Annotated in this window: 13 protein-coding genes and 1 pseudogene; 1 reads left to right on the plus strand and 13 read right to left on the minus strand. The window is 39.1% G+C overall.

Features of this window, described 5'->3' with window-relative positions; genetic code table 11:
* Window positions 1-128 precede the first annotated feature (128 nt).
* The 13 genes and pseudogenes from CUS89_RS01925 to ssb form a co-directional block, all read right to left on the minus strand.
* Entirely contained in the window at window positions 129-770 is a 642-nt protein-coding gene (locus CUS89_RS01925) for an ArsR/SmtB family transcription factor (protein ID WP_104870831.1), read from the minus strand.
* Between the two features lie 811 nt (window positions 771-1,581).
* Window positions 1,582-3,006 (minus strand): annotated as a pseudogene (locus tag CUS89_RS16580) (IS5 family transposase).
* Window positions 3,007-3,208: 202 nt separating this feature from the next.
* A complete protein-coding gene (locus tag CUS89_RS01940; protein WP_104870834.1) occupies window positions 3,209-3,613 on the minus strand; it encodes a hypothetical protein in 405 nt (134 codons plus the stop codon).
* Entirely contained in the window at window positions 3,522-3,767 is a 246-nt protein-coding gene (locus CUS89_RS16265; protein WP_104870835.1) for a hypothetical protein, read from the minus strand. The genes CUS89_RS01940 and CUS89_RS16265 overlap by 92 nt, the downstream gene beginning before the upstream one ends.
* Before the next feature lie 27 nt (window positions 3,768-3,794).
* On the minus strand, window positions 3,795-4,457 hold the full coding sequence (locus CUS89_RS01950) for a DUF2786 domain-containing protein (RefSeq protein ID WP_104870836.1): 663 nt from the start codon (window positions 4,455-4,457) through the stop codon (window positions 3,795-3,797).
* Between the two features lie 98 nt (window positions 4,458-4,555).
* Window positions 4,556-4,735: a hypothetical protein gene (locus CUS89_RS01955; RefSeq protein ID WP_010748127.1), complete on the minus strand. Its 180-nt coding sequence runs from the start codon at window positions 4,733-4,735 to the stop codon at window positions 4,556-4,558.
* 93 nt (window positions 4,736-4,828) lie between these two features.
* Window positions 4,829-5,158: a hypothetical protein gene (locus CUS89_RS01960; RefSeq protein ID WP_104870837.1), complete on the minus strand. Its 330-nt coding sequence runs from the start codon at window positions 5,156-5,158 to the stop codon at window positions 4,829-4,831.
* 44 nt (window positions 5,159-5,202) lie between these two features.
* Complete coding sequence (locus CUS89_RS01965; protein ID WP_034871981.1) at window positions 5,203-5,406, minus strand: hypothetical protein; 204 nt, start codon at window positions 5,404-5,406, stop codon at window positions 5,203-5,205.
* Between the two features lie 249 nt (window positions 5,407-5,655).
* Window positions 5,656-7,146 (minus strand): DNA (cytosine-5-)-methyltransferase, encoded by a 1,491-nt coding sequence (dcm, locus tag CUS89_RS01970; RefSeq protein WP_104870838.1) that lies wholly within the window; start codon window positions 7,144-7,146, stop codon window positions 5,656-5,658.
* A 352-nt stretch (window positions 7,147-7,498) separates the two neighbouring features.
* Window positions 7,499-7,702: a hypothetical protein gene (locus tag CUS89_RS01975; protein WP_010750032.1), complete on the minus strand. Its 204-nt coding sequence runs from the start codon at window positions 7,700-7,702 to the stop codon at window positions 7,499-7,501.
* 348 nt (window positions 7,703-8,050) lie between these two features.
* The gene (locus CUS89_RS01985) at window positions 8,051-8,410 is read right to left on the minus strand and encodes a hypothetical protein (RefSeq protein ID WP_005237627.1); all 360 of its coding nucleotides are present in this window, start codon (window positions 8,408-8,410) and stop codon (window positions 8,051-8,053) included.
* 186 nt (window positions 8,411-8,596) lie between these two features.
* Window positions 8,597-9,022, minus strand: a complete 426-nt coding sequence (locus CUS89_RS01990; protein WP_005237629.1) for a hypothetical protein — start codon at window positions 9,020-9,022, stop codon at window positions 8,597-8,599.
* Window positions 9,023-9,304: 282 nt separating this feature from the next.
* Window positions 9,305-9,769 (minus strand): single-stranded DNA-binding protein, encoded by a 465-nt coding sequence (ssb, locus tag CUS89_RS01995; protein WP_104870839.1) that lies wholly within the window; start codon window positions 9,767-9,769, stop codon window positions 9,305-9,307.
* Between the two features lie 83 nt (window positions 9,770-9,852).
* Between ssb and CUS89_RS02000 the strand changes: the two genes are divergently transcribed.
* Window positions 9,853-10,533: an IS6 family transposase gene (locus CUS89_RS02000; RefSeq protein WP_104870840.1), complete on the plus strand. Its 681-nt coding sequence runs from the start codon at window positions 9,853-9,855 to the stop codon at window positions 10,531-10,533.
* Window positions 10,534-10,621 lie beyond the last annotated feature (88 nt).

The raw sequence follows: 10,621 nt of genomic DNA on the forward strand, positions 1-10,621 counted from the left end.
ATCATAGTATGTCTCACTACATACTATTCAACCGAACAGTTGAATAGTATCATAAATAAATATTCCTGACAAAATATTTGAACCGAGAAGTACTAGCTAAAAATGTTTCTAGCTTCAGCTTCAGCAATTTACTGGAGCATGCTATGTAAATTCCAGTCATTCACACTTTGATTAAATTGAACAGCCTGTCGACCATGCTCTTTTAAGATTGTAATTGCTTCTTTTGACATCAGACAACGAGGTCCACGACAATAAGCAACGATTTCTTTATCTTTAGGTAGTTTTTCAATCATACTTTCCAAGTCTTGAAGTGGAATTGAAATTGCTCCCGGAATATGTGCAGTTAAATATTCCTCTGAAGGACGTACATCAATCAAAACTATATCCTTTGCGGACAGTCTCTTTTCTAAATCCTCGATTGTTAATACATATTCATTAGAGTTACTAAAAACTGTTTCTATCTCGCTTAAATTCTCAAGCTGATTTTGTGCAGTTTCAAAAAAGATCGTCAACATATTCTCAATATCTTTATTGATAACTTCGTAATAGATATAGTTTTTATATTTACGATTTTTAACCAAATGAACTTTCAGAAGCATCTGCAAATGTTTGGAAACATTTGCTACTGATAAGTTTGTGTCTTTTGCAATCCTTTTAACTGTTTTTGGCGATTGCATAAGAAGGCTCATTATTTCCAAACGATTTGAATTAGCTAAGGCTTTTCCAAATAGCGAATACTGTTCAAATATTTTTTTATTTGTACTATACATCTCAATTCTCCTCCTTTAGACTTGTTATTATCAAAAAACAGTTCAACCATATAGTTGAATAGTATAAGTTTTATTGTACATTGTCAACTACTGAATTATGAATACTTGATTTCTTCTAATAATCGTCGAGAGCTTAATTGATTTTTCTTCAATTGACCCGATGTTTACTGCACTATCATTGGAACGTTTGATGCCTAACTTTCTGGCTATATGATATTTACTAACTTAGATTGTTGCTTGACGAATTTCGCAACAATGATCAGCTATCTTGACACACATAATTACTCTGAAAGTTTCTTTTGCGTTAAATTTCCCCAAAAATTCCAGGCTATCGTAGCTTTTCAATAAACTTCATGATAGGCCTCTTCTTTACTTTCATATGTCTAATCCTCCACTACATCTCCATTCTTATTCATACACAAACAAAGAAGCTACTACCAATTAATTGATAGCAGCTTCTTTGTTAATGGGCCTTTCTTCTATAGCCATTTTTCCTGATTCTTTTGAAATTTCATATCTTGGGTTGTCTTCTCTTTTTTTCGATTACTCTGATTTTTGCTGAAAATTTTTAACGTTTACTGTAAGTTTGTTCTTCTTAATCAGATTCTGTATATCGCTTTGATTTTTGCCATGATAACTGTTTAGAAAAGGTATTCTAGTACCAGTTGAATAGCACTGGAAGCGATTCCTTGATACCAATAAGTTTCATTGACTCGATACTCAATCGTAACACTGCTACATTTATTATAATCTGATTTATATAAAAAACGGGAAATAAATAATGCCTGCTGAATAAATCCCTATTTTTAGCTTACGGCTTCATTAGAGGTTCAATTCTAGGGGAGCCCATCCATTGGATGAAAGTCAAAAAAATGCGCAATGAAACCTTGGACAGGTTCATTGTAAGGATGAATAAAGCAATCACACAGAGACTGGTCTCTTCAAGGCGTGTTCGAATAAGCCTGAGCCCGAACTTTCTTTTCGCCAGGCTGAAGCCTCTCTCGACCTCTACTCGATCGCAGTTGTCGCTGTATTCTTGTTTTTTGTCAATCTTCTGATCCTTCTTGGGCCTGCCGAGCGACGGGCCGGATAATCGGATTCCGAGTTCTTTGCAGTAGCTTAAGTTTGTGCGATTTCGGTATATTTTATCCGCCAAAACTCGTTCAGGATACACTCCCATCCGTTCTTTGTAGCGTTCCACCGCAACTATGAGGCATTCGCTCTCGTTGTAGGCATCGAAAGAAATTTTCTCGATTCGGGCGTACCCATTGGTTATGCCCATGTCCAGTTTGGCTCCGAACTCCACCGGGTTCTTGGCTTTTCCGCGGACAATCGGGCGGATAAATGGCTGGCTGATACTGACGATGCGATCCTGCACTTTGTGCGTCCTACTTGTGTGCATGTAGAGCTGCTGTTCATACAATTTCCGCAAAGTTCCCAACAGGTCGACTTGCTTCGCTCTTAGCGTATAACCTTGCTCCATAAATGCGTCGATGTATCCTAAATCCCGCCGGATGTAGTTCAGTTGCTTGCCGATGGCTTTGCGAATTTGTTTGCCACTTTTCTTTTTCTTGCGTGCGATGTTGAGATAATCCCTTCGGGCTATTTTCCGATAGGTACGCGGTTTGGGAAGGTGGTTTGCTTCGCAGATTTCGTCGATGATGCCTTCCAACTTTTCCCGACATTCGTTCAACAGTTCCGTGTCTTGCGGGAACTTGATTTCTGAAGGCGCGAAAGTGGCATCTAGAATGAGCGTCCCTTCATTCTTAGATCACGATGCATCATTGTCATCACTATTGTCATTATCGTCAGCTTGGGAATCATCTGCTCCATCCTCTATAGGTTTGAGGATCAATTCATTGATTTCAATCAGAATTTCGGAGGAGAGACGTTTGCGGAAGTGCACCATCGAAGAAGCATCGAACGGCTTTTCATCCTTATAGGAAGGTAGTCCGACAAAGTACTGCAGATAGGGATTTTCGCGAATCTGATTGACGACTTCGGTATCTGCATACTGAAATTCACTTTGAATAATCAAGGCACCTAGTGCCATCCTTACCGGTTTGGCGATGTTGCCTCTGTCACTGCTGAACAGAGCAGCGTACTTATCTTCAATGACTGACCAGGGAATCGAATCTGCTTTTTTGACCCAACGGTTTTCTGGGTTCATCGTAAGGCCCAAGGGCTGATCGAAGTCATAAATGGTTAATTGCCGATTCGTCTGCTTTTTGTACATTTTCATCGCCTCTTTGTATCATTTTTGAAAAAAGTGCACGGGTTTTTGGTATTTCCCTCTGGAATCCATGCATCTATTATACCAAAAAACAGCTAAAAACGCTGTTGCGATAAGGTTTGTTAATTATTCAGTAGACATTATTTAGAAATAATTCCTCCATTGTTGTTCCTCCTCTAATTGGTTTTGACCATTCCTTCAGCAATTACTCAAACGTTACTTTTGCAATCTCAAAATCAAAATACGTTCCAGATACCCAGTCTACATGACCACTATCTGTAAAAGTTTTGCGGATCACATCCTCTTCATTTTTTAACGCACGTATGGCATCAAGGATTGCCTTTGCTTCGTTTTCCTTAAAGATACCTAACTCTTCTTTTCTTTGCGTAAATTGCAAATTTTCAACCGTCGCAGCGTCACTCAAAAAGCCCATCAGTTCCTTAGAAAAATGGTTGAAAACGATCACTGTCCAAGCCTTTTCTCTTCTATCTTCAAGAGAAATTAGTTTACCACCTACATCATTCTTCATTTGGTTTGACCAGGATAAATTGATCTCTTCCATCGACCTTCTGATACTCCCGTTGACACGCTTTACATAAATAATGACCATTAGGATAAAGAAAGTCCCCTTTTCTTACATAAACTCGTTTTGCTAATTCACCACAATCACATTTGATCCAGCTAGGCGGCCAGTATAAGCGTCGATTGTAGGGCGTTATTGGTACTTTCCATTGCCCACCGTAACATTGTCTTTCTTCAGCCATCTTTATAAGTCCCCTTTCAACATACGATTAAGCACCTAATCGATCCTTATCCTTAAAACGGACACCTTCTGCATAACCGGAGTAAAATGCTTCCCGATCCCTCACGGTGTGAGAGGTATCTTTACCAGGTACCAGTCCAACTTTTTCGACTTCAGCCTGAACCACTTCAGGTACTTGCAAAGCCAATTCATAGCCGTTTGTCAGCACTTGTTTTCGAAATGTTTGCGACAAACCTTTCAAGTATCCTTCCAAATAGTCTTGTTTTAACTGCCATTTCCGTTTGTATTTTCGTCTGATCTCTGGCAACTGAAGAAACTGCCTTGCACAGTAGCTGGCACTACCACGAGCATACTCAAACGTGATTTGAGCAATTTGTACATCGGACATGATCCCAACAAAGTGAAGTTCAATCGGTTTTCCGGACTGATAATAATACCGGACACGAAAATTTTTAGCAATGATCCTCGCTAATCGGTAAAGCCATTTTTGTGGCCGGCCTTCATAAATCACCGTATTGATCACTGCTTCTGACTTTTGTTCTTGCTTATAATGAAAAACGTCTGATTCATCGATATTATGCTGAAGCATCAACTCTTGTGCTTTTGCTAAAGCTGACATCGATTCCTCGTCATTGGCATCATTTGCAAGTGTTAATAATTTTACGATTTTCTTTTTGGCTTTTTCATCCATTGGATCTCACCTTTTGTCTGATTTTAGTTTACCACGTATTGAATAACGGTTTCACTGATAAGTGATAGCACTTCAATGAAATAGAAAATAAAGTGCGGTCACTTTCTGAGCGCAGGAATCTCAAATCCCGCTTTTTCTTGCTCAAGCAACATATCTAAAGCGATACACATTAACTTCGATTCACTTTTCTTGTACTTGGTGTTCAAGTGCTTCAGTCCCTGCTTCCTCTTTTCATTAAGCGTTACAGGAAGACGTGTATTTCCTTTTGCAATGGCCATAACTCGCTCTCCTTCATTGAAACGATCATAGATTGAATCAAAGACGCAGCGAGCGTGAAAACACACTCGCCGTAGCTTTGAACTGACTCTTTTCTACTGATTGTTTTTCATGACTTCCTTTGCTTCTTCTGTAAGAGGAAAGACTTTTGCAACAGCCATGCCACAAGGAATTGCCCCTACAGCTTCCTCACAAATGACACCAGCTTCTATCAGTACCTCTTCAATGCCCGTATTTTCAGACCACCCTTTGATTGCGACGAAATCTTGTCTGATTCCGATACTCGTGTTTACCGTAGCCGTAGCAAGCAGCTCTTCTTCAGACTGACCTCTTCTTTTCTTAACCAGTTGAATCGCTACATTGTTATTATCTTCATAGTGATCAAATGTCACAGTACATTTTTTCTTATTTAAAACGGCGTTCATAGTTTTTCCTCCTAAAGATAAGGAGTTACAAGGCAAAACCCTGATTATTCAGTGATTTCTTCTTTTAATTGATCCGCAAGTTTTGTAAGCTTTGCAGCGTTATCGAATCGCATTCTTTCTATAGAAGATTTCTTGTGCATCAAATCAGAGACAGTCATTGCTTTGACTCCGGATCTATTCTTGATTTCAGTGATCGAGTGACCGCTTTTAAATAGCAGCCATTCAATTTTTTCTTTATCTGCATACATATTTTTTCCTCCTGAAAGGAGTGTGACAATTAAAGCTTGCCACTACTCGCAATTATGGTATATTTTGAGTAGTAGCGTCCCGTGAAAGGATTTGTTACTGTGCATTTATTCTGTTCCCAGCAGAATAAATGCTTTTTTTGTTCAATCTATTTTTAATAAAATCCCTCCTTAACCTAAACGAAATAACGGTATACCGTATATTTATTATATCACGGCATACCGTTCTTTTCAAGAACTATCTATAATTATTTACCTTTCGCTAAAGTGATCAAAAGCCGTCGTATCATTTATTTCGAAGTGTTTTGCTATGAAATAAATGACTGATACAGTAACCGAATTTCCAGCTTGTTTGTACAGCTGGCTGTCCGAAGTTTTTTGATCGTATCTGCAGTTATAGTGATCAAGCCCGTTACTGATTATTTCTTCAGCGATCTGCCTACTACCGAATTTCGCTGATAAAAAGGCCCAATCAGGAAACGACTGCAGTCGCCAACATTCAAGTGGTGTTAGTTTCCGGATCTGAAAATCATCGGTTACTACGGCTTGCTGATCACCTGTAACGACGGTATTTGCTTGCTGATTTCCCACACGTCCCCGACGTTTTGTAGATTTAGGATAAGCGAAATTGATACTATCGCCTGGTAGTGCTGCAGTATAGCCTTTTTTCGTGGCTTCTTTCACCAGTATTTTGGGTTCGTGGCCGCCACCACTCATGGTGGTAAGTGTAGGGCATAACCCTTCTACGGAATGGATCGCTGCAGCTGATCGATAGGAACCATCGATCGACCCTGCCACGATAATTCCGTGACGATCTTGTGTGGTTAAGGTAAACATCGGCGCTTCATTTTCCTTCATTCTACGGCCGTTTTGACGAATAGTAGCTTTATCTGGCGTTAGGATCGGGATCGCAATTTTATTTCCTTCTCCTTTGTTTGTGGTGATCGTAGGACTAAGTCCTGAAGCGTCATACACTTGGCCATTCATTCCTCCACCGCTTGGATTGACGTTGCCAACAACGATTTGTTTCGGTGTTTTGTAGTCCGTTGCGGTCAAAGTCCCCATCAGACCGTCCGTATAGTACGTTCTTTCTCGTGTAAATCGACTTAAATCATTCGCTGCATGTGTCGTTCCAGCTAAATGGATCCTTCCTGATTTTTGATCAGCTGATCCTTCTTCTCTTGTGAGAGGAAAAATCTTTTTGGTACCTGCTCCTCTAAGATGTCCGATAATAAATACACGCTCTCTGTTTTGGGCGACAAACTCTTTGCTGTTAAACAGTTGCCACTCCACGTCATACCCCAATTCATCCAGGGTTCGGAGGATCGTCTCAAACGTAGCCCCTCGTTCATGGTTGAGGAGTCCTTTGACGTTTTCAAGGTATAAAAGCTTAGGTCGCAAGATAGATGCGAAGCGTGCAATCTCAAAAAAGAGAGTTCCTCTAGTATCTGAAAAACCTTTTCTTTTTCCTGCAAGGCTGAAAGCTTGGCACGGAAATCCTCCCGTGACAATGTCCACACGTCCGATTCCTCGAATAAATTCATCTGAAAGTTTTGTGATATCATGCATTTCTACCTCCTGTTTTGTGTCAAAAATTGATTGATAACTTTTTCTGGCATGGCCATCGATCTCACAATACCCAACACATCGGTAGCCAGCTTGTTCCATCCCTAAACGAAATCCTCCGATTCCTGAAAAAAGATCTAAAAAGGTGCCTTTATTTTCTGTTGTCCCATTTTCCATTGTTCACTCAGTTTCTTCATGCGCATGAAAGGTATTTCAAGTACCTGATGGATTAAGAATACCGAGGAAATGGTTTGTTAAATTTCGGAACAATGGTGGTACTTAGGCCTTTTTTTAAGAAAGAAAAGCGATCTTTTTTGCCCTCCACGTTCCAGCCGCCTACACCACTTAGGAGGGCAAAAAAAATAGACGTGCAAGGCACGTCTGTAGAGCAAAAGGTTGATATTTCACTGAAATCTTGCTATACTTACTATGTAAAGAGGAGTTGCGCTAACAACTCCCCTACAGCACCGTTTAAGACGGCGGCGGATCAATTAGTTAAAAATAACCGTAACCCTGCTAAAGTTGACGGTTATTTTTTTGCACTCTTTTTTCGTTTCTTCTTGCTTTTACGCTTAGAAGAACGAGTGTTTATAATCGTATCTGCTAGTTTCACACATGCTTCGATTAAACCAATGAAGGCTAATAAAACAGGCGCTATTGCTAACAAAATGCCGATTATATCCACATCTTGCAAAAGGCTACTCCTTTCTTCAGATTTCGATAGTACATTCATAATGCACCACCTCACTTTCAAAAAAAAGGCCACCGTCACAAACTTTACTGTACTCATATTATACCATAACTCACGCTAAAAACCTATATTTATCAAGGCTTTTAGCGTTTTTTTTATGTCTAAATCCGAGTGAAATTCTTGTTCCTTCAGTCGCTCCAGCCACCACCACCGCTCCTTCAGAAACCGTGTTGCTGACACAACCCGAAGTGATCGGTAGAAAAAAATACCAGGATCAGGCAGAGATCTCTTGTTCTTTTAAAGCCAAAATAGACAAAGCATTCGCAAACTGCAGTAAGCCTGATTGAGAATCATCGACAATCACATTTTTCTGATAATGGATCCGATCGCTCACATGATTGATAATCCGTAGACAAAACGCATCAAAAAAATCTTTCGTCTCCGATCGGTGATTTCTGGTTTATATGGATGGCTAGTGGCCGTCAGACCCAAAGAAAATAAGTGGTGAAAATAAAGAAACTCTTGTTTGAACTGCTGATTTTCTTGAACAAAGCTAGAGTGTTTGATTTCTGGTATATCTTGGTCTAAGAGCGAATACGTAGAATGGATCGGCGGCATCCTCGTCAATCCCATCCTTTCTCTTGAAACAAGATAACTAGAGAGCATCGATCCGATCTCACTTTTGGTTTTATCCCAATCAATCACCTCTTTTTCAGATAATTCAAATTGGTGAACATCAAATAATCGCACGTTTTTCCTCTTTTCATATTAAAGTTGTCACTGTTGTATGAGTATGGTTTACTCATACAGGCTTTGGCTAAGACGAAGGTGTAGCCTATACTATTGTCATTTGTTTTTTAGACACGAAAAAGCCCACGAGAGAATCATCGTGGGCTTTTTATAGATTAACTTATATCAGAGAATCAAACTCTAATATTAGTTAGAAATAAATAATGCACCTGAATAAGTTGCAATGTAAGAATTTCCACTTTTTTTAGATGATTGGAAAGTCAAAGTTCCTCTGTACCAAGCATTATATTTATATTCACTATAGTTTGTACTTGATGGAAAATTTGTATTGCTGAAGGTCATTGTAATTGTTTTGTTATACGATCTGATTGGGACAACAGCTGCGGCTCTAAAACCAGAATCGTTATTGTTACTTTTTTCTGGTTCAATTGAAATCCCTTCTAAAGAACCTAAATACCCCTTTTCAAATTCTAAATACTGCTCATCGTTCACTTCTACTTTTGCACTATTACCATTTATCTCTACGCTATCAGTAACCGTAGAAGCATTTGCCTTATGTGAAAATACCATAAAAGATCCTAACGCAAGTAACATAACCATCAATTTTTTCATGCAATTAACTCCTTCTTATAAATATTTTTACATTTTAAAAATACCATGAAGAATTTTTTTAATCAACAAATCTATTTTGAACGATCCAACAATCATTATTTATTCTTCAACACTTAGAAATTGACTAGCTATTACCAAAATAGTAAGCTAAAGCTATGTTGATTATATGAGGTTAAAAAATCCAATAAGTGCACCTTTTATTTTCAACTCTCTCAGTGCCAACGTTACCAAACGTTGGCACTTTTTTGAGTTTTATTTCTGCAATCATTGGCTTTTGTATAATTAAAAAGGTAAATCATCATTTGACACATCAATTGCCGAACTGCTTTGTGCAAATGGATCCGTTTCTTGTTTTGGTAGCGGCGGCGGTGTTGGTTTGTTTTTTTCAGCTGTTTCGTTGGATTCATTCGCACGCTGCTCAGACACATCTTTTGATTCCATTAATTGCAACGTCTCTGCCACGACTTCTGTGACGTACACTCGTTGTCCTTGTGGGTTATCGTAAGATCTTGTCTGAACACGTCCAGTCACGCCGAGAAGCGTCCCTTTCTTTGCGTAATTGGCAAGGGTTTCGGCTGGTTTACGCCAAATGACACAATTTATGAAGTCAGCTTCTCTTTGACCGCTTTGATTGGTAAAATTTCGATTCACGGCCAAAGTGAACGTGACCACTGCAGCACCGTTCGGTGTAAATTTTAATTCTGGATCTCTCATTAATCTTCCTACTAATACGACGTTATTGATCATGCTTTATTCGGTTCTGTTGCAAAGTTTTAAATCTACTATCAAACAAGGTAGAATAATAGAAAAAGATAGCAGGAGGAACGAAGATGAAGCATTTCAAAGGGAAACAATTTCAAAAAGACGTGATTATTGTCGCCGTTGGCTATTATCTTCGTTATAACCTCAGCTATCGAGACGTTCAAGAAATACTTTATGATCGTGGCATTCATGTGTGTCATACAACGATTTACCGTTGGGTACAAGAATACGGCAAAGCCCTATATCAAATTTGGAAAAAGAAAAATAAAAAATCCTTTTATTCATGGAAAATGGATGAAACGTATATCAAAATCAAAGGGACCTGGCACTATTTGTATCGCGCGATCGATGCAGACGGTTTAACGCTGGACATTTGGCTACGTAAAAAACGCGACACACAAGCAGCCTACGCATTTTTAAAACGTCTTAGAAAGCAGTTTGGCGAACCAAAGGTTCTAGTCACAGACAAGGCACCATCTATTGGCAGTGCGTTTAAAAAATTACAAAAAGCTGGTCTGTATACGAAGACAGAACACAGAACAGTTAAGTATCTCAATAACTTGATTGAGCAAGATCATCGACCAATCAAACGTCGGAATAAATTTTATCGAAGCTTACGCACTGCCTCAACAACGATTAAAGGCATGGAAACGATTCGCGGAATATACAAGAAAAGCCGAAAAGAGGGCACACTCTTCGGCTTTTCGGTTTGCACTGAAATCAAGGTCTTATTGGGTATCCCAGCTTAAAAAGCAGTCAAAACGGAATGCTGGTTGTTTATTTTAAAACTTTGCAACAGAACCTTTTTTATCTCGCCTCGCCGTTTGTATAATTAAG

Source organism: Enterococcus mundtii, assembly GCF_002947535.1.
Classification (GTDB): domain Bacteria; phylum Bacillota; class Bacilli; order Lactobacillales; family Enterococcaceae; genus Enterococcus_B; species Enterococcus_B mundtii_B.

Coding starts and splice junctions, on each gene's coding strand:
- CUS89_RS01960 (WP_104870837.1), bottom strand. CDS start 5,158: ATGAACGCCGTTTTAAATAAGAAAAAATGTACTGTGACATTTGATCAC.
- ssb (WP_104870839.1), bottom strand. CDS start 9,769: ATGATCAATAACGTCGTATTAGTAGGAAGATTAATGAGAGATCCAGAA.
- CUS89_RS01965 (WP_034871981.1), bottom strand. CDS start 5,406: ATGTATGCAGATAAAGAAAAAATTGAATGGCTGCTATTTAAAAGCGGT.
- CUS89_RS01925 (WP_104870831.1), bottom strand. CDS start 770: ATGTATAGTACAAATAAAAAAATATTTGAACAGTATTCGCTATTTGGA.
- CUS89_RS01940 (WP_104870834.1), bottom strand. CDS start 3,613: ATGGTCATTATTTATGTAAAGCGTGTCAACGGGAGTATCAGAAGGTCG.
- CUS89_RS01955 (WP_010748127.1), bottom strand. CDS start 4,735: ATGGCCATTGCAAAAGGAAATACACGTCTTCCTGTAACGCTTAATGAA.
- CUS89_RS01950 (WP_104870836.1), bottom strand. CDS start 4,457: ATGGATGAAAAAGCCAAAAAGAAAATCGTAAAATTATTAACACTTGCA.
- CUS89_RS01990 (WP_005237629.1), bottom strand. CDS start 9,022: ATGAAAAAATTGATGGTTATGTTACTTGCGTTAGGATCTTTTATGGTA.
- CUS89_RS16265 (WP_104870835.1), bottom strand. CDS start 3,767: ATGGCTGAAGAAAGACAATGTTACGGTGGGCAATGGAAAGTACCAATA.
- CUS89_RS02000 (WP_104870840.1), top strand. CDS start 9,853: ATGAAGCATTTCAAAGGGAAACAATTTCAAAAAGACGTGATTATTGTC.
- dcm (WP_104870838.1), bottom strand. CDS start 7,146: ATGGAAAATGGGACAACAGAAAATAAAGGCACCTTTTTAGATCTTTTT.
- CUS89_RS01975 (WP_010750032.1), bottom strand. CDS start 7,702: ATGAATGTACTATCGAAATCTGAAGAAAGGAGTAGCCTTTTGCAAGAT.